This is a genomic window from Streptomyces marianii, from assembly GCF_005795905.1.
GTDB lineage: Bacteria > Actinomycetota > Actinomycetes > Streptomycetales > Streptomycetaceae > Streptomyces > Streptomyces marianii.
The window spans coordinates 7,443,445-7,466,409 of record NZ_VAWE01000001.1; the positions used below are offsets into that span (position 1 = coordinate 7,443,445).

General features: G+C 71.1%; 22 protein-coding genes and 4 pseudogenes. 14 read left to right on the top strand and 12 right to left on the bottom strand.

Annotated features, from left to right (window positions below; genetic code table 11):
• The first annotated feature begins 404 nt into the window (after positions 1-404).
• The 5 genes and pseudogenes from ltrA (at position 405) to FEF34_RS33700 (ending at position 5,022) form a co-directional block, all read left to right on the top strand.
• Positions 405-1,835 (top strand): group II intron reverse transcriptase/maturase, encoded by a 1,431-nt coding sequence (ltrA, locus tag FEF34_RS33685; protein ID WP_234042649.1) that lies wholly within the window; start codon positions 405-407, stop codon positions 1,833-1,835.
• 373 nt (positions 1,836-2,208) lie between these two features.
• Positions 2,209-3,117: pseudogene (locus FEF34_RS33690) on the top strand (ISL3 family transposase); the annotation flags it as partial.
• Complete coding sequence (locus tag FEF34_RS44370) at positions 3,102-3,371, top strand: transposase (protein ID WP_407698321.1); 270 nt, start codon at positions 3,102-3,104, stop codon at positions 3,369-3,371. The pseudogene FEF34_RS33690 and the gene FEF34_RS44370, both read left to right, overlap by 16 nt.
• Before the next feature lie 82 nt (positions 3,372-3,453).
• Positions 3,454-3,801: a transposase gene (locus FEF34_RS33695; RefSeq protein ID WP_138056537.1), complete on the top strand. Its 348-nt coding sequence runs from the start codon at positions 3,454-3,456 to the stop codon at positions 3,799-3,801.
• 639 nt (positions 3,802-4,440) lie between these two features.
• Entirely contained in the window at positions 4,441-5,022 is a 582-nt protein-coding gene (locus FEF34_RS33700) for a hypothetical protein (RefSeq protein ID WP_138056538.1), read from the top strand.
• Positions 5,023-5,115: 93 nt separating this feature from the next.
• On the opposite strand, the gene FEF34_RS43810 is transcribed toward FEF34_RS33700, so the two are convergent.
• On the bottom strand, positions 5,116-5,250 hold the full coding sequence (locus FEF34_RS43810) for a hypothetical protein (protein WP_267905277.1): 135 nt from the start codon (positions 5,248-5,250) through the stop codon (positions 5,116-5,118).
• 291 nt (positions 5,251-5,541) lie between these two features.
• On the opposite strand from FEF34_RS43810, the gene FEF34_RS41615 reads away from it, so the two are divergent.
• From FEF34_RS41615 to FEF34_RS43385, 5 genes and pseudogenes are all read left to right on the top strand, one after another.
• Positions 5,542-5,712 (top strand): DUF6042 family protein, encoded by a 171-nt coding sequence (locus tag FEF34_RS41615; protein WP_171053193.1) that lies wholly within the window; start codon positions 5,542-5,544, stop codon positions 5,710-5,712.
• A gap of 240 nt (positions 5,713-5,952) precedes the next feature.
• Positions 5,953-6,183 (top strand): hypothetical protein, encoded by a 231-nt coding sequence (locus FEF34_RS33705; protein WP_138056539.1) that lies wholly within the window; start codon positions 5,953-5,955, stop codon positions 6,181-6,183.
• A gap of 62 nt (positions 6,184-6,245) precedes the next feature.
• Positions 6,246-6,629 (top strand): hypothetical protein, encoded by a 384-nt coding sequence (locus FEF34_RS41620; RefSeq protein ID WP_171053194.1) that lies wholly within the window; start codon positions 6,246-6,248, stop codon positions 6,627-6,629.
• Positions 6,630-6,852: 223 nt separating this feature from the next.
• Positions 6,853-8,436 (top strand): ATP-binding protein, encoded by a 1,584-nt coding sequence (locus FEF34_RS33715; protein ID WP_234042650.1) that lies wholly within the window; start codon positions 6,853-6,855, stop codon positions 8,434-8,436.
• 278 nt (positions 8,437-8,714) lie between these two features.
• A pseudogene (locus tag FEF34_RS43385) lies at positions 8,715-8,843 on the top strand (integrase core domain-containing protein); the annotation flags it as partial.
• A gap of 79 nt (positions 8,844-8,922) precedes the next feature.
• Here the strand turns inward: FEF34_RS43385 and FEF34_RS33725 are convergent.
• The 4 genes and pseudogenes from FEF34_RS33725 to FEF34_RS33740 form a co-directional block, all read right to left on the bottom strand.
• Positions 8,923-9,735: an SGNH/GDSL hydrolase family protein gene (locus tag FEF34_RS33725; RefSeq protein ID WP_138056540.1), complete on the bottom strand. Its 813-nt coding sequence runs from the start codon at positions 9,733-9,735 to the stop codon at positions 8,923-8,925.
• Between the two features lie 70 nt (positions 9,736-9,805).
• Positions 9,806-10,828 carry a hemolysin family protein gene (locus FEF34_RS33730; RefSeq protein ID WP_138056541.1) on the bottom strand — a complete coding sequence of 341 codons (1,023 nt, stop codon included), beginning with the start codon at positions 10,826-10,828 and terminating at the stop codon, positions 9,806-9,808.
• Positions 10,829-11,226: 398 nt separating this feature from the next.
• Positions 11,227-12,561 (bottom strand): annotated as a pseudogene (locus tag FEF34_RS33735) (hemolysin family protein); the annotation flags it as partial.
• Positions 12,562-12,939: 378 nt separating this feature from the next.
• A complete protein-coding gene (locus FEF34_RS33740; protein WP_138056542.1) occupies positions 12,940-13,422 on the bottom strand; it encodes a GNAT family N-acetyltransferase in 483 nt (160 codons plus the stop codon).
• Positions 13,423-14,072: 650 nt separating this feature from the next.
• Between FEF34_RS33740 and FEF34_RS43390 the strand changes: the two are divergent.
• Together FEF34_RS43390 and FEF34_RS33750 are read left to right on the top strand one after the other, a co-directional pair.
• A pseudogene (locus FEF34_RS43390) lies at positions 14,073-14,276 on the top strand (toxin-antitoxin system HicB family antitoxin); the annotation flags it as partial.
• A 125-nt stretch (positions 14,277-14,401) separates the two neighbouring features.
• The gene (locus FEF34_RS33750) at positions 14,402-14,773 is read left to right on the top strand and encodes a fic family toxin-antitoxin system, toxin component (RefSeq protein WP_138056543.1); all 372 of its coding nucleotides are present in this window, start codon (positions 14,402-14,404) and stop codon (positions 14,771-14,773) included.
• Positions 14,774-14,898: 125 nt separating this feature from the next.
• On the opposite strand, the gene FEF34_RS33755 is transcribed toward FEF34_RS33750, so the two are convergent.
• From FEF34_RS33755 to bioB, 5 genes are all read right to left on the bottom strand, one after another.
• On the bottom strand, positions 14,899-15,579 hold the full coding sequence (locus FEF34_RS33755) for a class I SAM-dependent methyltransferase (RefSeq protein WP_138056544.1): 681 nt from the start codon (positions 15,577-15,579) through the stop codon (positions 14,899-14,901).
• Between the two features lie 324 nt (positions 15,580-15,903).
• Entirely contained in the window at positions 15,904-16,248 is a 345-nt protein-coding gene (locus FEF34_RS33760) for a VOC family protein (RefSeq protein WP_138056545.1), read from the bottom strand.
• Between the two features lie 6 nt (positions 16,249-16,254).
• Positions 16,255-16,983, bottom strand: coding sequence for a dethiobiotin synthase (bioD, locus tag FEF34_RS33765; RefSeq protein WP_138056546.1), 729 nt, complete (start codon positions 16,981-16,983; stop codon positions 16,255-16,257).
• A gap of 54 nt (positions 16,984-17,037) precedes the next feature.
• Positions 17,038-18,339 carry an adenosylmethionine--8-amino-7-oxononanoate transaminase gene (locus FEF34_RS33770; RefSeq protein ID WP_138056547.1) on the bottom strand — a complete coding sequence of 434 codons (1,302 nt, stop codon included), beginning with the start codon at positions 18,337-18,339 and terminating at the stop codon, positions 17,038-17,040.
• Positions 18,332-19,504 carry a biotin synthase BioB gene (gene bioB, locus FEF34_RS33775; RefSeq protein WP_138056548.1) on the bottom strand — a complete coding sequence of 391 codons (1,173 nt, stop codon included), beginning with the start codon at positions 19,502-19,504 and terminating at the stop codon, positions 18,332-18,334. Before bioB ends, FEF34_RS33770 begins: the two co-directional genes overlap by 8 nt.
• A 142-nt stretch (positions 19,505-19,646) precedes the next feature.
• On the opposite strand from bioB, the gene FEF34_RS33780 reads away from it, so the two are divergent.
• Positions 19,647-20,801, top strand: coding sequence for an 8-amino-7-oxononanoate synthase (locus FEF34_RS33780; protein ID WP_171053195.1), 1,155 nt, complete (start codon positions 19,647-19,649; stop codon positions 20,799-20,801).
• A 149-nt stretch (positions 20,802-20,950) separates the two neighbouring features.
• Here FEF34_RS33780 and FEF34_RS33785 read toward each other — a convergent pair whose 3' ends face one another.
• Entirely contained in the window at positions 20,951-21,166 is a 216-nt protein-coding gene (locus FEF34_RS33785) for a DUF397 domain-containing protein (protein ID WP_138056549.1), read from the bottom strand.
• 15 nt (positions 21,167-21,181) lie between these two features.
• The gene (locus tag FEF34_RS33790; RefSeq protein ID WP_138056550.1) at positions 21,182-22,039 is read right to left on the bottom strand and encodes a helix-turn-helix domain-containing protein; all 858 of its coding nucleotides are present in this window, start codon (positions 22,037-22,039) and stop codon (positions 21,182-21,184) included.
• A gap of 266 nt (positions 22,040-22,305) precedes the next feature.
• Between FEF34_RS33790 and FEF34_RS33795 the strand changes: the two genes are divergently transcribed.
• A complete protein-coding gene (locus FEF34_RS33795) occupies positions 22,306-22,746 on the top strand; it encodes an ATP-binding protein (RefSeq protein WP_138056551.1) in 441 nt (146 codons plus the stop codon).
• Positions 22,747-22,965: the final 219 nt, after the last annotated feature.

The following is a 22,965-nucleotide window of genomic DNA, read 5'->3' on the forward strand; positions in this document are numbered from 1 at the left end:
GGAGTACGCGAGGAACCGGCGTTGATACGTCCTTCAGCCTTTGGACCGGCTCGAACCTGGTGGATCTGGGCCGGGCGCGGTGCGTACCCGTCGCGGTAGCGGCGGGGAACTTCTGGGGTGGTTTCTGCTTGCTGCCTGGAAGGCCACGGGGAAGGACTGCGGCGTACCCGTGGCGATGCCGCTGGGACAAAGTCGGGCTCCTCCTCCGCCGAGCGAAACACAGTGAACGTGGGAACCACCCTGTCCTGGTTCCCGGTGGCGGGCATCCGGCCCGCCGGCCGGGATAGGCACACCGACTGCCGAACGGGCGGGGTGGGGCGGAGCCGCCGTAGTACTCCGAGCCGGGGAGAGCCCGTGCGCATGGGGAAGGGCGGCAGCGGTTTCGAGAAGGGAAGGAGACTGCAATGCCGGAAGATGCGCCGCTGAACAGCGGCGCTCCCGACCAGATCCCGCAGGGGGCCTGGTCGCGGGTATCGGGGATGCAGGCCAAGCTTCACCGTTGGGCGGCGGCCGATCCCGGCCGCAGGTTCGACGACCTGTTCAACTTCGTGCACGACCCGGCGACGCTGCTGGTGGCGTTCGACCGGGTCGCGGGAAACAAGGGGGCGCGCACTCCCGGCGTCGACGGCCTCACGGTCACCGACGTCGAGGACAGTGTTGGCGTCCCGAGGTTCCTGGACGACCTGCGGACGTCCCTGAAGGAGGGGACGTTCCGGCCGCTGCCGGTGCGGGAACGCAAGATCCCCAAGCCGGGCGGGTCGGGAAAGATCCGCAGCCTCGGCATTCCCACCGTGGCTGACCGGATCGTCCAGGCGGCGCTGAAGCTGGTGCTGGAACCCATCTTCGAGGCCGACTTCGAGCCGGTCTCCTATGGGTTTCGGCCCAAGCGGCGGGCCCAGGACGCGATCGCTGAGATCCACTACTTCGGCACCCGCGGCTACCGCTGGGTGCTGGATGCGGACATCGAGGCGGCCTTCGACAACGTCTCGCATGCGGCCCTGATGGGCCGGGTGCGGCTGCGGGTGAAGGACAAACGCGTGCTGGCGCTGGTCAAGGCGTTCCTCAAGGCCGGGATCCTCACCGAACTCGGCGACTTCGAGGACACCCACACCGGCACGCCGCAAGGCGGCATCCTCTCCCCGCTGATCTTCAACGTGGTGATGTCGGTGCTCGATGAGCACCTGCACGGACCGTGGAAGGACGGCGGGAGCATGTCGACCGAGAGCCGACGCGCCTACCGGCGCCGCAAGGGGTCACCGACGTGGCGGCTGGTCCGCTACTGCGATGACTTCGTCGTTGTCGTCCACGGCGACCGCAACGACGTGCTGGCGCTGCGCGAAGACGTCGCCGCTGTGCTCGCCCCCATGGGCCTTCGCCTCTCGCAGGCCAAGACCCAGGTGGTGCACATGAGCGACGGGTTCGACTTCCTGGGGTTCCACATCCAGTGGCGCCGCAAGCGGGGAACGAACAAGTGGCACGTCTACACCTTCATCGCCGACCGGCCCATCCGGTCGCTGAAGGCCAAGATCCGTGCCCTGACACACAGGACGTCGCAGCAGGATCTGGAACACGTGCTGACCAGAATCAACCAGGTCATGCACGGCTGGGCCAACTACTTCAGGCACGCTGTCGCGAAAAGCACCTTCAGTATGCTGGACAACTTCGCCTGGTGGCGAATCATCCGCATGCTGATGGAGCGGCACCACTGGAGATGGAAGGACGTCCGCCGACGGCTCACCACGCCCACCGGGCGCTGGAAGCCAGTCACCGGCGGACAGGTCGAACTGCGGAAAATCCCCCGCGATCCCCATCACCCGGTATCGCTACCGCAGTAGCACGATCCCCAACCCCTGGATCCCCAACCACACCTGACGGCAGAGACCGTGGAGAGCCCGTTACGGAGAGATCCGTACGGCGGGTTCGGCGAGGGGCTCGGGGAAACGGACCGGGAGCAATCCCGGAACCGCGCCCCGGGCCTACTCAACTGCATCTCGTCAGGCGCGCTGACTGTTCGTCACGGTGTGTGATGTGTATGGCGGGACTGGCCCCCGGACGCAGGACGCCCGTGGTCCTGGTTGATCATTTCTGTTCTCTACGCAGAAGGATCATTGGGGAGCCACGGGCTTGGTCAACGATACGACGTTGTTGCTCGGTCTCGACGGGGTGTCCGTCGTGCGGGTCGAGTCACTGGCCGACGGGACGCGTCGGGTGCACCTGATCACGGCGGACGAGGCGGCGCGGGCCTGCCCGTCCTGCGGGGTCATCGCCTCCCGGGTGAAGGGGCCGGCGGTGACCCGGCCGCGTGATCTGCCCTACGGGGAGCGGAGGCTGGAGTTCTTCTGGCACAAGCGCCGATGGTGGTGCCGCGAGCCGAAGTGCCCGAGGAAATCGTTCACCGAGAGCGTTGCCCAGATACCGGCCGGGGCGCGGGTCACCGCCCGGTTGCGGGAGGCGGCCGGGCACCGGGTGCGCGATGCCGGTTCCACGGTCATCCAGGCCGCCCGCGACCTGCATCTGTCATGGCCGACGGTGATGGGAGCCTTCCGCACATCGGCGCGCGAGGTCACGGGCGCCCCGCTGCCTGAGGTGAGGGTGATGGGCATCGACGAGACCCGGCGGGGCAAGACGAAGTGGGAGCAGGACCCCGAGAGCGGCAAGTGGCACCTGGTGCGGGACCGGTGGCACACCGGCTTCGTCGACGCCCTCGGCACCGGCGGGCTGCTCGGCCAGGTCGAGGGCCGCACCGTCGCCGACGTCCTGGCCTGGCTCGCCAGCACACCGCTGACCTGGCGAAAGAGTATCCGGCACGTCGCCATCGACATGTCGGCCACCTACCGCGCGGCGGTCCGCACCGGCCTGCCGCACGCGATCATCGTGGTCGACCACTTCCACGTCGTCCAGCTCGCCAACAAGATGCTGTCCATGGTGCGGCGCCGCACCACCGCCGAGATCCGGGGCCGACGTGGACGCGCCACCGACCCGGAGTGGAAGGCCAGACGACGGCTCCTACGCAACCGCGAGGACCTCACCGACGACCAGTTCGCCACCATGTGGAACACCCTGCTCGGCGAGGGGAAGATCGGGCAGACGCTGCTGACCGCGTGGATTGCCAAGGAGAACCTGCGCAACCCCTCGCCCTGGCCCGCACCGGGGCCGACCGCCATCAAGTCGGCCACGCCCGATGGAAGTTCCTCACGTGGTGCGCGGACTCCGACATCCCCGAGGTGCGGCAGCTCGCCGTCACCGTCGACCGCTGGTGGACCGAGATCGACGCGTTCATCGACACCGGGCACAGCAACGCGAAGAGCGAGGGCATCAACCGCGTGATCAAGCTCGTCGCCCGCAACGCGTTTGGCTTCCTTGCATTTTGAGTTCCCGGTATCGCCGGGTGAGAAGGGCTGGTCGGGGGCAGGACGGATTCCGCGGTTCTCATGACAGCAGGGCGGCCTCTGCATGATCGTGGCTTCTCGCCACGAGTTGACAGTCGATCAGGCAAAGGCCGTGATGCACACTCTTCCCTCTCCCGCGCCTGATGTCGATGCCCTGCAGGAACTAGCGTCGTTCCGGGGCCAGTTGTGCTCCTGTCTGCACCGTCGAGGCGATGCGCTGTTCGAACTCGTCGAGGCCATGCTGTGCACCGCCGGTCCGGTTCGGTCGCCGGTGGAGCTGTCGCTGGAGCCGGAGTTCCTGCGGCGGCACAGCTCGGTCTACGATGCGCTGCACCACGGGCGGGTCTCGATCGACCGGCTGCGCAGGCCCTGGTTCAGCGCCTGTCCCCGGCCCGGCCGGGTGAGCCGCTGACGTTCGCCATCGACACCACCCCGCTGGCCCGCCCCGACGCCCGCTTCGCCGACCAGCGGACCATGGTGATGGTCCGCACCAAGGGTCCAGACATGTTCTTGCCCGGCTGGGACTACAGCGTCCTGGTCGGCATCGGCTGGGGCGCCACCTCCTGGGTGCAGCCGCTGGAGGCTCGGCGGGTGCGCCCCACCGAGCAGGCCGGCGAGGTCGCCCTGCGGCAGATCCGCACCCTGCTGGCAGATCTGCAGGCCACCGGCCGCTGGCAACTGGGCGACCCGCCGCCGTTGATCCTGCTGGACGCCGGCTACCGGGGCGCGGAACTGGCCACCGAGCTGGACTGCCTGCCCGTCCGACTCCTGGTGCGACTGCGCGGCAACCGGCGCTTCCACTTCGACCCGCCGCCACGGCTGCCGGGCACCAACGGGCGCCCCCAGCGGCACGGCGCGGAGTTCTCCTGCGCCCGCGCCGACACCCGCCCGGCCCCTGACAGCGAAGTCAGCCTCGACAGCGACCGGTACGGGAAGGTGACCATCCGCGCCTGGCACAACCTGCACCAACAGGTGACCCGCCGCTCCAGCTGGTGGAGCAACTGGCCCGCGGATACGCCCTTGCCCATTGTTACGCGGCACCGTCCTGCAGGTGCAGGTCGAGCGACTACCGCACGGCGGCAGCACGGAGAGGGACTTGTGGCTGTGGCACCTCGGCCCCCAGCCCGCCGACCCCGTTCTGCTGTGGACGGCCTACATGCGCCGCTTCGACCAGGAACACTTCCACCGGTTCGTCAAGGGCCACCTCGGCCTGGGCGCCGCCCGCCTGGACGCGGCCGAAGCCGTCGACCGGTGGATAGCCCTCGTCCTGGCCGCCTACACGCAGCTGTATCTCGCCCGGCACCCCGTCGACGATCTCCGCCGCCCCTGGCAGGCCCGCATGCCCCATGGCACCACCCTGAGCCCCTACCGAGTCCGGTTGGGGTTTCACCGCCTCCGCGCGAAACTCCCCGCGATCACCAGCCCCCGAAACCCCGGCCCGCAGGACCCGGCCGCCCCAAAGGCTCACGGAACAGACCGAAACATCCCCGCCCCACCTACAGACCTCCGACCAGCCCTTCTCACCCGGCGTGACCGGGAACTCAAAATGCAAGGCTTCCGCAACGCCGACAACCAACGACTACGGACACGCTGCGTCACCACCCGCCGAGCCCGCAGACACCTCCGCAGCTGAGTAGGCCCGGGGCGCGGTGCGGTCATCGTGCTGATCTCCTTCGAGGCTTCGACACTTCGAAGATCAGCCGGTGGCTGTGTGTCTATGCGGGCCTCAGCCCGATGCCGGAGCAAACCCCCGGATCAGGTCGAACCCGTACACCACTTCCCAGGACGCAACCCTCGGCTCGGCGTCCGTGCCCGAGAGGTTCTTCGACGCGGGTGCGGGGTGGTGCGGGCTGGAGGGCATGCCTCCCATTATGGCGGTAGCTTCCCGCTCGCCGAGCAGCTGGACGCGACCGATCACCGGCCGACATCCACCGGCAGGAAAGTCGGAACGGTCCGCCGCCGCGGCACACTCGTTGGCGCGGGCGTCTCTGGACATGCGGACGAGGGCAATGCGGTAGAGGGCTGAGTTGGCTCCGCGATTACCGCTGCGCGGGACGGCAACCAAGGCCCAGATCCGCGCCTTGGTTGCCGGGAAGGAGGCCGGCTGCACCGACGTACTCACCGTGGCCGGACTCCCTGTCCCGGCCACGGCATGGGACTCGCCGAGGTGATGGTCGCCCTCGGCATCGCCTCCCAGACCAGCGGTGTGTGGTCCATGCCCGTCACGCTCCCGACCCCCGAAGACGAACTGCCACTTGCCCGCACGCGGATCTCCGGTCTGGCCCGCCTGCGGGCAGCACAGGGCCGCCCGCTCGAAGGCTGACGAGCGACCCGTCGCTGGGTTGTATGCAGCGGGCGTACAGGCGCATGTGCGCCCTCGTGCATCGCGGGCCTCCGCTTCTGCAGTGGAGAACCCAGGCCTTGAGGAGACTGCTGTGGCAAGGATCGTGGAGGGGAAACACCGGTCGCCGATCGGGGACGACGGGCACCAGCCGAATCGGCCCGTAGTGCCGCCCCCTCCTCCTTTGCTTCCACCCCTCCGCCTGCGGTCATCGACGGGAAGGTGGTCGCCTTCGCCGAGGAGGAGCGCTTCTCCCGCCGCAACCACCACAAGGACTCCCGCTCCTGCGCGGTGGCCGCGGCCTACTGCCTGTCCGAGGCCGGCATCACCCTGGCCGACGTTGACGAGATCGCCATCGCCTTCAACCCGGCCTGGCCTACGCCGAGCGACATCTGCACGGACGCCGAGCTGAACTTCATGAACGAAACTATGTCGTGTCCTGAGCGGCTTTGACCTGCTGTTTTCCACCACTTTTCAAGATCGAATAGTAGGGCAGTGGGAGATGGTGCCTTCCGGTGCTCTCTCTCGCTGGCCGCGAAGCGCAGCCACCTGCTTTGCAGCGAATCGGCAATCTCCTGCTCCATGGCCAGGGCAACGTGCGAGTAGAGACCTTCCACGCCGGCGACCTCGTGGCCCATGCGGGTCTCCACGGCGATGCCACTGTGTCGATCTTCGTCCAGCCATTCCTTGCCGCCGTGACGAAGCAGGTACAGCCGCTTACGGGCGTTCGTGGTCGCGGGGAACCGGCCCCTGACCCGCGGTCAAACTGTCCAACAAGGCACAGGCCGCAGTGCGCGCCCCGGTCGCTCACCAGCCCGGATGAGATTTTCGGCAAGGGCAGGATGCATGAGGCCGACTGGGACGACAACGGTGCCCCGGATGAGCTGATCGGCACGTGAAGAGCTGTGCCGCGGTGACCTGCATGCCCTGGCGGTCGCCGGAGGCGCTCCAGCGGTCACTGCACCCCAGCGGGCGCTGGCCGCGTTTCTGCGTCTGCCCGCCGGGTGATCTCCGCACCGGGGCACCGCTGCTCTGGCACTCGTGCCCGTACGGGGCGGTGTAGCCGGTGGTCGGGTGCACGGTCGCCTCAGGTTGTCGGTGCCGTCGGCTAGCGTGCGAGGTATGCGCTACTTCAATACGGCCGGGCCGTGCGTCCCCACGCGTCACTACATGGTGCCGGCCCAGGAGCGGCTGCCCAGGGCCCGCGGGTACATCGAGCAGGGCCAGTACTTCGTGGTGCACGCGCCACGGCAGACCGGGAAGACGACGGTGCTGGCGGCGATGGCCCGGGAACTGACGGCCTCGGGCCGGTACGCGGCGCTGCACTTCTCTTGCGAGAGCGCGGAGGTGGCCGGGGAGGACTACGGCCAGGCCGAGCTGCTGGTGCTGGAGGCGATTCGGCGGTCCGCGGAGTCCGCTGGGCTTCCTGATGATCTCGCGCCCTCCGCCTCCTGGCCCGACGCGGTGCCCGGGTCCCGGCTCACGCGGGGGCTGACTGAGTGGGTGCGGAACTGTCCGCGTCCGCTGGTGCTGTTCTTCGACGAGATCGACGCGCTGCGGGGGGAGAGCCTGCGCAGTGTGCTGCGCCAGTTGCGTGATGGCTTCACTGTCAGCCGTGGCGGCTTCCCGCATGCGGTGGTGCTGTGCGGGCTGCGGGATGTGCGTGACTACAAGGCGGCCTCGGGCGGGGATCCGGGGCGCCTTGGTACGTCGAGTCCGTTCAACATCAAGGTGGCGTCGCTGCGGTTGGGCGACTTCACCGAGGCCGAGGTCGCCGAGCTGTACGGGCAGCACACCACGGAGACGGGCCAGGATTTCACGGTGGATGCGCTGGAGCGTGCCTTCAGCTTTACCCAGGGACAGCCGTGGCTGGTCAACGCGCTGGCCCGGGAGGTCGTCGAGGAGATGGGGGTGCCGTCGGACACGCCGATCACGGCCGAGTACATGGAGGAGGCGAAGGAGCGGCTGATCCTGGCGCGTGCGACGCATCTGGACTCGCTGGCCGCCAGGTTGGGCGAAGACCGGGTGCGGCGGGTGATCCAGCCGCTGATCGCGGGCGAGCTGCTCCTGCCGACGGACACGTACGACGACGATCTGGCGTACGTGCGCGACCTGGGGCTGGTCGCTCCGGACGCGCCGGTGCGGGTGGCCAATCCGATCTACCAGGAGGTCATTGTCCGGGTCCTGGGAAACAACACGGAGGGTCAGGTCGTCGCCGCCCCGAGCAGCTTCCGGCTGCCGGACGGCCGGATCGACATGGACAAGCTGCTGTGCTCCTTCGCCGAGTTCTGGCGGGAGAACGGCGAGATCCTGGCCACCGCCTCGACCTACCCGGAGGCCGCAGCACAGCTGGTGATGATGGCTTACCTGCACCGGATCGTGAACGGGGCGGGTTTCATCGACCGGGAGTACGGGGTCGGCCGGCGGCGCGTGGACCTGCTGATTCGCCAGCCGTACACCGCTGCCGACGGTTCGCGGGCGGTGCAGCGCGAGGCGCTGGAGCTGAAGGTGTGGCGCCAGGGCCGCACCGACCCCCTCGCCGAGGGGCTGGCACGGTTGGACGACTACCTGGACCGCATGGAGCTGTCCACGGGCACCCTCGTCGTCTTCGACACCCGCCCGCAGACAGCCCCGGTCCACGAGCGCACCGCCTTCTCGCAGCAGACCACGCCCTCCGGGCGCACCGTCACCCTGCTGCGCGCCTGACGGCCGGGAGACCTCAGCCAGGAGCGCCCCCGGATCTTCCCTCCCGTGGCCGTGTTCCCGGAGCAGCACGGGTTCGGTGCGGGAGCTGTAGGGGCTCGACAGCCAGGAATCGCGGCAGATCGGTGCTGACACGTCAGCACCGTGCCAGCACATGAAACCCTGGGGGCGGGCCGCGGCACGTTCTTCGACAAGCGCGCCGACGGCACCTTCGGTCCCGTGGAGGACATCAAGATCAGTCGGCTCCGTCGCCGACAGCTACGACTGTCAGGGCTGAGGCCCTCAACGGCTCCTTCAAGGCCGAGCTGATCGAGCACCAGGGCCCATGGCGGGACGCTGACCAGGTCGAACGCGCCGTCGTCCAGTGGGTCGGCTGGTACAACACCGAGCGCCTGCACTCCGCCCTCGACTACGTCCCACCGAGGAATTCGAAGCCGGATTTTACTGGCGGTTCACGCAGGCCAGCGCCCCGCCCCGGTTTGTGGCTTGCTACGAGAGGCCGGTGCTCTGCCGTTCCGCCCGACTGCTCCCGTCCGCGTCCCACACCAGCAGCTCGCGCCTCTTCGGCGGCAGGCCGTCGCCCGACGAGCGTCCGGTCACACGGCGCCCGATCCACGGAATCAGGTGGTTCCGGGCGAACCGGAGATCGGCGGACCGGCGGGCCGCCCAGCCAAGAGGTACGGGCGGAGGGAGGGGGGACCGCCAGTCGTCCTCGGCAGCCAGGCCCAGCGTCTGCCAGACGGCTTCGGCGACCCTCCGATGGCCCTCGGCCGTCAGATGCAGCCGGTCCACGTCCCACATGCGCTGGTCGCCGAGGACCTCGGCTCCGTACAGGTCGACCACCAGCGCGCCGTGTCGGGCCGCCAGACCGTCGATGTGCTCGAAGAGCTCCTCCATGCGGGGCCGGAAGCGTTCCATCACCGGCCCCTGCCGGCCCGGGCTGCGCATCAGTACCAGCCGACGGCAGTTCGGAGCGAGGCGTTCCACGGCCTCTTCCAGCAGGTCGCGTACCCGGCCCAGGTCGCACTTGGGGCGCAGCGTGTCGTTGAGGCCGCCGACCAGCGTCACCACGTCCGCCCGCATGGTGGCGGCGAGGCCCACCTGCTCCTCGACGATCTGCCCGATGAGCTTGCCCCGGACGGCCAGGTTCGCGTACCGGAAGCCGGGGGCGCGGGCTGCCAGCCGGGCGGCGAGGAGATCCGCCCAGCCCCGGTACGTGCCGTCGGGGAGCAGGTCGGACATGCCCTCGGTGAACGAGTCACCGACCGCGACAAGACTGGTGTATGAGGCATTCATCTCCATGTTCGTGCGATCATACCGCTCGGTATGCCGCGTGCTTGCCGCGGCCCCGAGCCACCGTCGCCGACGCCCGTCAGCGGGGCTGCCCCGGAGGCCCGACAAGGATCCGGAGCACGTCCTCCATCGTGACCAGGCCGGCGAGCTTCCCGTTCTCGTCCAGGACCGCGGCGAGGTGGGTTCGGCTGCGCCGCATGGCGGTCAGCACGTCGTCGAGCGGGGTCTCGGCCCGCACCCGGGCGATGGGCCGCAGCGCCGACACGGGGAACGGCCTGTTGCGGGGCGCCTGGTCCAGGGCGTCCTTCACATGCAGATAGCCGAGGATCCGTCGAGTGCTGTCGACGACGGGGAAGCGCGAGAATCCGGACTCCGCAGCGAGCCGCTCCAGCTCCTCGGGCGTCGTGCCGACCTGTGCGTAGATCACGCGCTCAACGGGCGTCACCACGTCCACGACCGGGCGTCGTCCCAGCTCCAGGGCATCCTGCAGCCGCTCGGCGGCCCGGTCGTCAAGCAGCCCGGCGGCTCCGGAATCGCTGACCATCCGTGCGAGCTCGTCGTCCGAGAAGGTCGCGGAGACCTCGTCCCTGGTCTCCACCCGCAGCAGCTTCAGCAGCGCGTTGGCGAAGGCGTTGATCGCGAAGATGACCGGCCGCAGCGCCCGGGTGAGCGCCACCAGGGGAGGGCCGAGGAGCAGCGCGGCTCGTGCGGGCTCCGCGAGGGCGATGTTCTTTGGGACCATCTCGCCGAGCAGCATGTGCAGATAGGTGGCGACGCCGAGGGCGATCACGAACGAGATCGGGTGGATCAGCCCGTGAGGCACCCCGACGGCGTCGAAGACCGGCTCCAGCAGATGGGCGATGGCCGGCTCCGCGACCACACCCAGCACCAGGGTGCACAGCGTGATGCCGAGCTGGGCCGCGGCGAGCAGGGCCGAGACGTGCTCCAGCCCCCACATGACGCTCCGGGCGGGCCGGTTTCCGGCATCGGCCTCGGGCTCGATCTGGCTGCGGCGCACGGAGATCATGGCGAACTCGGCGCCGACGAAGAAGGCATTGACCACCAGGGTCAGCAGACCGATGAAGAGCTGAACCGCGGTCATCGTGCATCCCTCCCTCTGCCGGAGGCCCGGGAGCCCAAGGTGCTCCCGGAGCCCCCGGTGCTTCCGGCCCGGCGCGTGCCTCCCCCGTCCGTCCCTCCCGCGCCGCCGGGGCGCCCCGTCCGGTCGGCGGGGCCGGAGGCGTCCGGGTGTCCTCCGGAGGCCTCAGGTGCCTCCGCCCCCGCCTCCGCGCCGGGGGACTCGTCGTACCCGTGCGCCGCGCTCTCGCGCGGCCTGCCCGGCGTGCCGCCCGTTGTCCTCGCCCGAGAACCGTCGGACCTGTCGGGCGCCGCATCAGGCTCGTCGAGCGTTTCGGGCCCGTCCCGCCCCTCAGGCCTGTCGGACGGGCCTGGCCCGGCTCCGGTGGGCGCCGCGGCCCGGCTCCTTCGCTGTCCGCGGAGCCGGGCCTGCTGCCCCGGGGGCTGGTCAGCGACCCGCGGTTCGTGGAGCAGCACCCGTGCCGCCCGCCGCCCCGACGCGTCGACCACGTCAAGACGCCATCCGGACAGCTCGATGGTGTCGCCGACGGCGGGGATCCGGCCCAGCCGCGTCGCGATCAGGCCCGCCAGGGTCTCGTACGGCCCTTCGGGCACCCGCAGGCCGATGACCTCGAGCTGGTCCATCCGGGCCGCGCCATCGGCCGACCACAGCGCGCGGCCGTCCGCGTCCTCGCCCGCCCGGGCGAGATCCGGCGTCTCGTGCGGATCGTGTTCGTCCCGGACCTCCCCGACGACCTCCTCGACGATGTCCTCCAGGGTCACCACACCGGCCGTGCCGCCGTACTCGTCGATGACGACGGCCATGGTCCGCTTGCCGGACAGCAGGTCGAGCAGCCGGTCGACGGTCAGGGTGGCAGGAACGAGCAGCGGTTCGCGCATCAGCTCGGAGACCGGATGGCGCGGGCGGCGCTCGGCCGGTACGGACAGGACGTCCTTGATGGGCACGACCCCCACGACGGTGTCCAGACTGCCCCGGTACACGGGGAAGCGGGACAGCCCCGTGGCGCGCGTGGCGTTCGCGACGTCCTCGGCGGTGGCCTGCGCGTCGAGGGCGGTGACCTGGACTCGCGGGGTCATGACGTTCTCCGCCGTCAGTTCGGCGAGCATCAGGGTCCGGACGAACATCTCCGCGGTGTCCGCCTCCAGCGCCCCCTCCTTTGCGGAGTGGCGGGCGAGCGCGACGAGCTCCTGCGGGCTGCGCGCGGACGCGAGTTCCTCGGTGGGCTCCAGGCCGAGCCCGCGCACGACGCGGTTGGCCGTGGTGTTCAGATGGCCGATCAGCGGACGGAAGATCGCGGAGAAGAGCCGCTGCGGTGTGGCGACCACCCTGGCCACCGCGAGCGGTCGCGAGATCGCCCAGTTCTTGGGGACCAGCTCGCCCACGACCATCAGGAACACGGTGGACAGTCCGGTGCCGATGACGAGGGCGAGGGACGACGCCACGGACGGTGAGGCGCCCAGGGCCGTGAGCGGGCCGCTGATCAGCTTGGCGATGGACGGCTCCGCGAGCATGCCGACGACGAGATTGGTGACCGTGATGCCCAGCTGGGCGCCGGAGAGGTGGAAGGTGAGTTCCCGTACCGCCTTCAGGGCGCTGCCGGCGCCACGCTCTCCCCGTTCGGCCGCCTTCTCGAGCTCGGCCCGCTCGACGGTGGTGAGGGAGAACTCGGCCGCGACGAATCCCCCGCAAGCGAGCGCGAGCAGCACTGCCACGAGAAGCAGGAGCACTTCGGTCATCGGTTCACCTCCGTCCCATGGTCGGCCAGGGCGGGAAGGACCGCGCGATGTCTGCCACCCGAGGCTCGTGCATGGGCTTGCGCTCACACCTTTCGTCCACACGGAGAGGAAGCGGGCCTCTCCTGGTCATGGGCCGGTACGGCGGTCCGGCGACCGGCGGGGCCCGGGTGCCCCTGCCGGGTGGCAGGGGCCCTGCCCCATACGTCCGGCGGCCGGCCGGCGCAGGGAACGGGCAGCTCCGGCCGTGTCCGTGCCCGGCCGCTTCCTAGTGCCGCATCGGGCGACGTTCGCCCCGTCGCGGCGCCCGGCACGGCGACTCGCGGCGTTGCCGGATCAACCGAGCAGGCCCACCACGAGGTCGATCCGGCGCCTTGCGATCTACCGCACCGGACGCCGCTCCTTGACGGGCAATCCTTGCCTGACGCGGCACTGGCGGAGCGGTTTCACCCAGCGACTCCACTGCGGCTCGGGCGCGTATCCGGCCGCCCGCCACGCGGGGTGCGCGGACTCGTTCCGGTTGAGCACCATCGCGTCCGAGCGCCGCCCGCCCAAGCGCAGGAAGCGCTCCTCCGCGGCCCCGAGCAGCGCGCCGGCGACCCCCTGCCGCCGGTGATCGGGATGGACCGCCAGCCGGTAGAGATGACAGCGCCAGCCGTCGAAACCCGCGATGACCGTTCCTGCCAGTGCTCCGCCACGCTCTGCGAGGATGAGTGCCTCGGGATCCCCGGCCACCAGCCGCTCGATCCCGTCCCGGTCGTCGCTGATGCTCGTGCCCTCGGCGGCCACCTTCCAGAAGGCGAGTACGGCGTCGAGATCGGCCGGGGTGGCGGCCCTTGTCCGAAGATCGCTCATGGCGGCCATCCCATCATCGTCCCGGTCACGCAGTCGAAGGGATTCCCGGGTGCTTCCCCGTGCCGCCGGTCGCGTGCACCGGGCCGTCCGGCGGAGCGTCGCTCCGCCGCCACGCCGGCCCGCACCACCGGCACCACCGGTGCACTCGCAGCCGCACCGTGCCGCCGTCCCCGCGCCTGCCCTTGCCCACGTCGGCGCCTCCCCGCACCTGTTTCGGTGGCGCGCTCCCGCGCGCCCGCTCCGACACGCGCTTTCCCCCAACCGTCCCGGCCATGCGCCGCAACCGGGTGGTTCAGGTGTCGCGCGGGCTCCTCGACCCCTCGGCGGAACGCCTCCGTCGAGGGGCCGAGGACCGTCGTCGACGAGGAGCCGCAGCGTTCGCGCCGCGCCCGCCGCCGGACCGCAGGCCTGTCCGGCGGCGGGAACTCCGGCCCTGGGTGTCGTGTTCCTTCTCCGCGCCCTCCGCGCCCTCCGCGCCCTCCGAGCCCTCCGCGCCCTGCGTGCCCTCGGCCGGCGTCGCCGCGCTGCCCCAGGATCGGACCGGCTTCGTCAACTCTCCTTGTCCGGGGATTCGTTCACGTGAGGGCGGTCACGAGGGACCTCCCTCCGGGCCTCCCTTCCTCTTGCCGGTACTAGCGCGGCGGCGCTAGCTTGGATGGGTGGCCAAGACACAGCTGAACGTACGGGTGGACGAGAGCACCGCCGCAGCTGCGCGCCGCAGGGCGCATCAGCGCGGGCTCAGTGTGAACCGGTACATCGAGGAGCTCGTCAAACAGGACGCGGGCGAGGCGGGGCGCGCTTTCGTCGAGGCCGCGGCCGACTTCATGAAGCAGTACGAGTCGGTGTTCGTCGAGGAGTTCGGGGCCCCGGTTCCGCCTCCCGCGGTGAGCCCGTCGGGCGACGGTGACGCAGAGTCGGGCGCCGGTGTGAGGCCGGACGGTACCGGGCGCCGGTCCCGTCGCACCAAGTCGGCCGTACAGGGCAAGCGTTGAGCCTGTCGATCGATCTCGCCTGGCTGCTCATGGTCGCCGAGCAGAAGACGCCCGGCGATCCGCAGGTCACCGACTGGGGTGCGCTGATCGCCGCGGTCAGCCGCCACGAGGCCGAGATCTTCGGAATGGCCGTCTACGACGACCCGTACACGCGCGCGGCCGCCTTGATGCAGGTGCTGCTGCACGTCCCCGCCCTGGAGCACTCCAACGCGATGTTCGCGACGGCCGTCGCCTACGGCTATCTCGTCGCGAGCGGGCTGCGGGTGGTCACGTCCCCGGAGCATGTGCGCGACCTCGCCCGGCTGGTGAAGGAGGGCAAGACCGGCGTTCACGGGATCGCGCGCGAGTTGCGCGGCTGGATCGAGTGACCCCCGGGAGCCGGCCAGCGCCTTCCGGCTCGTGGCCGCGGCCGGGCTGACCGAGCCTACGGGCGTACGTCCGGGCGCCGTCACGGGGCGGGAGTTCACGCCGTCGGCGGAAGCGGGCGGTGCGGTCAGCGAGCGTCCTCGTGCGGCCGGCGCGCAACCCCCAGTACACAGAAGGACGTCGGCAGCCGCGGTCCCTTCTCGGGCACGCGCAGCCTGCGGTACGTCCCCAACTCGAAGCCGGCGGCCTCGATCGCGCCGAGCGGATCCCGGGAGGTGTGGCAGCCCCCGAAGATCCGTGGCCACACCGTGCGGTCCAGTCCCCGCTGCAGCGCGGCCATCGGGCGGGTCGGAGCGGCCCCGTGTTCGAAGAACCGCAGTTCACCGCCGGGGCGCAGGACGCGCCTGACCTCCGCGAGCGCGCGCGGCAGGTCCCGCACGCTGCACAGCACCAGAGATGCGACCGCCGCGTCGAAGGCCTCGCTCTTCACCGGCAGTGCTTCCGCCGCGCCCGGCACCACGTCGACCGGCACCTCCGCGTGCATGGCGGCCGTGACCGCCAACCGCCGAAGGGTACGTTCCGGTTCCAGGGCGACGACCTCGGAGACCGCGGTCGGGTAGTGCGTGAAGTTGAGCCCGTTCCCCGCACCGATCTCGATCACACGGCCCGAGAGGCCGGTCAGCAGTTCCCCGCGGTGCGCGGCGATGCCGCCCTTGAGGTCGGCCGCCACGCTGAACCGCGCGTAGAAGCGGGCGAACAGCGGATGGTGTACGGCGTCCCGGGGGACCTTGGAGCTGCGCGACGCCATGGCTGGCCTCCTCCGGAGTACGGCTCGGGCGCCCGCCGTGCGAACCGTCTCTCGACGGAGCGGCGGCGAACAGGGTGATTCTCCCCCCGGGCGCGCTCACTCACTCAGCCCCGTTCGCCGGCGGTGCACCCCCACCCCGGCGAGACGCGCCGGCGCTCCACCGCAAGGAGCCGGGGTTTCCGGCCGGTCTGCCGGCCCTGAGCAGTGAATCGGGCGCCCGTGCCGCCCGGTACCGCGCCGAGCCGCCCCGGCCACCCGTGTACCTCCCGCGTACGGTCCGACCACCCGCTCACCCGTGCCGACGCCCCGGCCGTGAGTACGCCGTCAGCCGCCGACGAAGCAGAACTCGTTGCCTTCCGGGTCCAGCATCACCTGGAAGCGGCCTTGGTCGTCGGTGACCACGGCTCCCACCGGAGTCGCGCCGAGCCGGGCCGCCTCGGCGGCCGCCGCGTCCACGTCGCCGGCGTCCACGTCCAGATGCAGCCGGTTCTTGGCGGTCTTTGCCTCGGGAACCCGCTGGAAGGCGAGGCGAACGAAGCCGGGCGGGTCGACGTACGCCCAGTCGGGGCTCCGTTCGACGGCCTCACCGCCGAGCAGTCCGGCCCAGAACCGTGCGAGGGCCGACGGCTCCGCGCAGTCGAAGACGATCTCCTCAACCCGTGCTCGCACGGCGCTTCACCGTACGGCCGGCCCGAAGTCCGCCGCGAACGCCCCCGCGTCCCATGACCCGCCGAGCGCGGGCGTCAGCCAGCGCGGCGCCGCGGCCCGGAACGCCTCGGGCGCCAGCGAGCCGGAGCCCTCCGGGACCGCGCCGAGCAGCGCCGCCCCGGCCGCCTCTGGCAGATCGGCGAGGTTGCAGCGGGCGGCGAGGTCCGGCGCCGCGGGCCAACTGCCCACCACGACGCCCAGGGGCTCCAGGGAGCGGGCGCGCAGGGCCTCCGCGGTGAGCGCGGTCGCGTTGAGCGTCCCGAGCCCGGCCGGGGCCACGACCAGCACAGGCGCGCCCAGCAGGCGGGCGGCGTCCGCGAGCGTGCCGCCCTGCCCGTCGAACCGTACGAGCAGCCCGCCCGCCCCCTCGACCAGTACCAGATCGTGCTCCTCCGCCAGCTTCGCGGCAGCGTCGGCGACCTCGTGCGGCCCGACGGGTGCCATACCGGCGCGGCGGGCGGCCGTCGCCGGGGCGAGCGGCTCGGGGAACCGGGCGAGTTCGATCCCGGTGACCCCCGGGCCTGCGAGCCGTGCCGCCTCCTGGGCATCACCCGGCTCGCTCTGCGAGAGGCCGGTCTGAGCGGGTTTCAGTACCGCCACCTTCCGCCCCTGCACGGCGGCCGCCGCGGCGACGGCCGCGGTGACGACGGTCTTCCCGATCTCGGTACCCGTCCCGCTGACGACGATGACGCCCATGGTGCTCCTTGCTGGTGAGGGACGGACGGGGGAGCGCCCCGGACCGTCGCCGGTTCAGCCCGCCGCCGCGGCGGCACGGACGGCCCGCGTGATCAGGGCGAGATCCGCGTCGCCCGTGACGTACGGCGGCATGGTGTAGATCAGATCGCGGAACGGCCGCAGCCACACGCCTTCGCGCACGGCCGCCTCGGTCGCCGCCGCCATGTCCACGGGGTGGTCGAGCTGGACGACGCCGATCCCGCCCAGAACGCGGACGTCCTGGACGCCGCCGATGCCGGCCGCCTCCGCGAGACCCGCGCGGAGCCCGGTCTCCAGGCGCTTGACCTCCTGCTCCCAGTCCTGGGAGAGCAGCAGGTCGATCGACGCGCAGGCGACCGCCGAAGCGAGCGGATTGCCCATGAAGGTCGGCCCGTGCGCCAGCACGGGCACCTCGCCGCGCGAGATGCCGTCGGCCACCCTCCCCGTGCACAGCGTCGCGGCCATGCTCAGGTAACCGCCGGTCAGCGCCTTGCCGAGACACATGACATCGGGTGAGATCCCCGCGTGCTCCGCCGCGAAGAGCCGGCCCGTGCGCCCGAATCCGGTGGCGATCTCGTCGAGGACCAGCAGTACGTCGTGCTCGTCGCACGCCTCCCGCAGCACCCGCAGATACGCGGGGGAGTGGAACCGCATCCCGCCCGCGCCCTGCACCACCGGTTCCACGATCACGGCGGCGAGTTCGTCCGCGTGCCGCGCGACGAGCGCGCGCAGATGGTCCGCGTAGGCGGGGTCGTACGGCAGGTCGTGGCCGGCCGGGGGCGCGTCGGCGAAGATCTGCCGCTGCAGGACTCCGGACCACAACTCGTGCATCCCGCCCTCGGGATCGCACACCGACATGGGCTGCCAGGTGTCGCCGTGGTAGCCGCCGCGCCAGGTCAGCAGCCGGCGCTTGGCCGGACGGCCTGTCGAACGCCAGTACTGGAGGCACATCTTCACCGCGACCTCGACGGAGACCGAGCCCGAGTCGCAGAGGAAGACGTGCCGCAGGGGTTCCGGAGTGATCTCGACGAGCCGGGTCGCGAGCCGGACGGCCGGCTCGTGAGTGAGCCCGCCGAACATGACGTGGCTCATCCGCTCCAGCTGGCCGCGCGCGGCCTCGTTGAGTACGGGGTGGTTGTAGCCGTGGACCGCGGACCACCAGGAGGACATACCGTCCACCAATTCGGTCTGCCCGTGTGCCGGCTCGGCGAGCCGGAGACGCACCCCGGACGCGGACTCCACGACCAGCGGGTCCGTACGGCCCGGCATGGGACCGTACGGGTGCCAGACGTGGGCCCGGTCCAGGGCCACCAGCTCGCGGGCCCCGGAGCTACGCATTGGGGGCGAGGTCGGTTCCCGCGCCACGGCGGCGGACGGCCACCAGGTCGGGGCGCGCCCCGGAGGCGCCGGCGGCCTCCGGCTCGGATTCCTCGGTGGTGTCGCCGCACGGGGCGCAGCGCCCGCCGCCGTGCGAACCGCAGCCGCCCGCGGCGGCGTCCGCACGATGCGCCGGCAGCGTCGTGGTGTCCGAGCCCTCCACCTCGAAGCCCGCGTCCGTGATCATCTCCAGGTCCGCCTTGCCGGCCTGGCCCTCACTGGTGAGGTAGTCGCCGAGGAAGATCGAGTTGACCAGGTGCAGCGCCAGCGGCTGCAGGGTGCGCAGATGGACCTCGCGACCGCCCGCGAGGCGGACCTCCACGTCCGGGCACACGAACCGCACCATGGCGAGGATGCGCAGCGCCCGCTGAGGGGTCAGATTCCACTCCTTCGCCAGGGGAGTGCCGTCGAACGGGATCAGGAAGTTCACCGGCACCGAGTCGGGGTCCAGCTCCCGCAGCGCGAACACCACGTCGACGAGGTCCTCGTCGCTCTCCCCCATGCCCGCGATCAGCCCCGAGCAGGCGGACAGTCCGGCGGCATGGGCCTTCTGGACCGTGTCCACGCGGTCCGCGTACGTGTGGGTGGTCGTGATGTCCCCGTACGTCCCCTCGGACGTGTTGAGGTTGTGGTTGTACGCGTCGGCGCCGGCCTCGCGCAGCCGCTCCGCCTGGCCTTCGGAGAGCAGTCCCAGACACGCGCACACCTCGACGCCGTCGTTCTGCTCCTTGATGGCGGCGATGGTCTTCGAGACGCGATCGACGTCACGGTCCGTGGGGCCGCGTCCGCTGGCGACCAGGCAGACCCGCTTCGCGCCGCCCGCGACCCCGGCGGCGGCCGCCTCGGAGGCCTCGTCCGGCTTCAGCCAGGTGTACTTGAGGATCTCCGCCTTGGAGCCGAGCCGCTGGGAACAGTACGAACAGTCCTCCGGACAGAGCCCTGACTTGAGGTTGACGAGATAGTTCAGTTTCACCCGCCGCCCGAACCACTGACGGCGTACCTTTCCGGCCGCGGCCACCACATCGAGCAGGTCGTCGTCGGAGGTCGCCAGTACGGCGAGCGCTTCTTCGCGGGTCGGCAGCTCACGCCGCAGGCCCTTGTCCACCAGCGTGTTCAGGAGGTCCATGGCGCAGATCCTCGCCTACCGGGCACCCCCCGGCCAAGGAGGAACTCCACAACAGCCCCCGTTTGAGGTGTGTGTATGGCCACACTCTGACCTCCGGCGTCCCCCGCTAGGGTCTGTTCGCTGCCTACAAAAGGACCGGACCATGCCCCCAGTGCCTCAGGATCCTTTCGACTGGACGGACGACGCGGCACGCCGCCGTGCGGAGGCGGGCCTCGTCCGTGCGCTCCGTCCCCGGCCCGCCGACTCGGCACTGCTCGACCTGGCCGGCAACGACTACCTCGGCCTTACCCGCAGGGCGGAGGTCACCGAGGCGGCCGCCTCGGCCGCCCGGCGCTGGGGAGCGGGGGCGACCGGGTCGCGGCTGGTGACCGGAAGCACCGAACTGCACGCGGAACTGGAGCGCGAACTCGCCGAGTTCTGCGGGTTCGAGGCCGCCCTGGTGTTCTCCTCGGGGTACGCGGCGAACCTCGCGGCGCTCACGGCACTCAGCGCGCACGAGTCGCTCATCGTCTCGGACGCCGGTAACCACGCCTCGATCGTCGACGGCTGCAGGCTGTCGCGGGCGGAGACCGCCGTCGTGGCGCACGCCGATCCGGAGGCCGTGGCCAAGGTGCTCGACGCCCACTCGGGCAGGCGAGCCCTGCTCGTGACCGACTCGGTGTTCTCGGTGGACGGAGACGCCGCGCCGCTGGCCGCCCTCGCCGGTGTGTGCCGCGCGCACGGGGCGGCCCTGGTCGTGGACGACGCGCACGGCTTCGGCGTCCTCGGCGAAGGCGGCAGAGGGGCCCTGAACGCCGCCGGTCTCGCGGGCGCCACGGGTGTCGTCGCCACGCTCACCCTGTCCAAGTCGCTGGGAAGCCAGGGCGGAGCGGTCCTCGGCCCGGCGCGGGTCATCGAGCACCTCGTCAACGCCGCCCGGACGTTCATCTTCGACACCGGGCTCGCCCCGGCCGCCGTCGGCGCCTCCCTCGCGAGCCTGCGGCTCCTGCGCCGTGAGCCCGCGCTCGCGGACCGGGCCCGGGTCGTGGCGCGCACGTTGCACGGGCGGCTGACGGAGGCGGGACTGACCGCCGCCCGGCCGGACGCGGCCGTCGTCTCCGTACAGGCGCCCTCACCCGAGTCGGCGGTGCGCTGGGCGGCGGACTGCCGTGCCGCGGGTCTGGCCGTGGGGTGCTTCCGGCCGCCGTCCGTGCCGGACGGGATCTCACGGATCAGGCTCACCGCCCGCGCCGACCTCACCGATCGGCAGATCGGGGCGGCGGTCGCCACCATCCTGGAGACGGCGCCCGGTGTCTGACCCGGCGCCGCGTGTGGGACGCCGCACGTCTGACTCGGTGCCGGGCGTCCGGGGTGGCGCCGAGGGGTACCGGTCACGCCGGGGGTACGGGCGGAACCGGGATGAAGGCGGGCCGGGCAGGGGGATCCGCGCTTGCGGCGCGGGCCCGTTCACCTCGACGGCGCGCCCAGCCCCCTGAGGAAACCGGTCCAGGCGGCCGGTGAGAACACGAGGAGCGGCAGTCCGGGATTCTTCGAGTCGCGCACCGCCAGGGCGCCGTCGGCGCACAGGGCGGTCTCCACGCAGTTGTTCATTCCCACGCTGCGGCTGCTGCGCTGCCAGGACGTGCCCGGCATGGGGCGTACACGTGCGTCGTGAGCAGACATCGGGGGGTGCCTTCCCTACACGCCGTCACGGATCCCTGCGATGAGATCCAACGAGTCAGTCGGCGAGAGCGCATGCGCCTGCATGGTGCGGAAAGCAGCGCCGTACGTCTCGAGGTCTTCCTTTCGTTCGAGGTAGAGACTACTCGTCAAGTGGTCGAGAACAACTACGTCTAGATCGGAAGTGTTCGGAAAGGAGAAGATAACGAAAGATCCGGTCAGTCCCACGTAGCCGCCCGTCGAGAAGGGCAGCACCTGCAGCCGGACATGCGGGAGTTGCGCCATCTCCAGCACCCGGCGAAGCTGTCCCCGCATCACCTCCCGACCGCCCACCTGACGCCGCAGGACCGCCTCGTCCAGCACGGCACTGAAGGTCAGCGGGCGTTCCGCCCGCAGCACGCGCTGACGCGCGATGCGCACTTCCACCAGTGAGTCAACCGTCGCCGTCGGCACGCTCTCCAGTGCGGAACGGGTCACCGCCCGCGCGTAGTCGGGCGTCTGCAGCAGCCCGGGCACCACCGAGGTCTCCAGAGTGCGCGCCGCGCTCGCCTGGGACTCCAGGCTGATGAAGTCCCGGTACTGCGGCGGAATCACCCCGCGGTACGCGTGCCACCAGCCCTTTCCTCCGCCGTCCGCCGTGCCGGCCAGCGTCCCCAGCAGCTCGCGCAGCCGTTGGTCGGCGACTCCGTAGGCGTCCAGCAGCCGGGCCACATCGGCCGGTTTCACACCGCTGGTTCCGGTCTCTATGCGGCTCACCTTCGACTGGTTCCAGCCCACGAGCAGCGCCGCCTCCCGGCTCGTCAGGCCGACGCCCAGCCGCAGACCGCGCAGTTCCTCCCCGAGCTTGCGCCGGCGCACCGCGGGACCCTGCCGCATGCCGAATCTCCTCCTGCTCTCCGCGGCCCCACGGCCGCCGGGCACCGGCGGACGCAGCGCCAAGCGCCAAGTCTGCGCCCAAATACGCTCTCGCGTAGCAGTGTTCATCGCTTTGAGCGACAGATATATGCATATCCAGGTGGATCCCCTGCCATGGGGACGGCAACAGTGGCAGTCTGGCGCGAAGCGCAGTCCGAGGCTGTTCCGGCATCCAATCCGCTACGTGCCGCGCTCCGGCAGCCCCGGTGGGAAAGGGACAGCTCGCCATGGCAGACCATCAGGAAGCCTCCGTCACTCTGCCGAGCGATCCCGCCTCGGTATCCGCCGCGCGCAGATACGTCTCCGAGGTCCTCGCGGAATGGGGACTACCGGGGGAGACCGGCACCGCCGACACGGTCCGTCTCATCGTCTCCGAGCTCACCACCAACGCCGTCCAGCACACCTTCGGGCTGTCCCCGACCTTCACGGTGGACGTACGGCTGGAGCGCGACGAGCGTCTGTGCATCGGTGTCACGGACAGCCACCCCCGCAGGCCCCAGCGCCTGCCCGCGGCCGTGCAGCAGGACAACGGCCGCGGCATGGTCATCATCCGCTGGCTCATCGCGGAATGCGGGGGAAAGCTGCACGTCGACCCCACGCCCGAGGGCGGCAAGACCGTCTGGATCGCGATCCCCTGGAGCATGGCCGACGCCGAACCAACGCTCTGAGAGCCCGGACCGGTCGCCGCAGCGGTGCGCCCGGGCCGAACGACGTGCCCGGGCCGGTCGACGTTCGACGCTCGGGGGCTGACGTCCGCGACCGCCCCGCCGCTGCGACGGCGTCACCTCGGCCGACGGGACATCGGCGCCGCCGGTGCGCGCGGCCGGCGTACCGGCGGCGCCGAAGTCCGCTAGGGCCGCGTCAGGCAAGGTTGCCCGTCAAGGAGC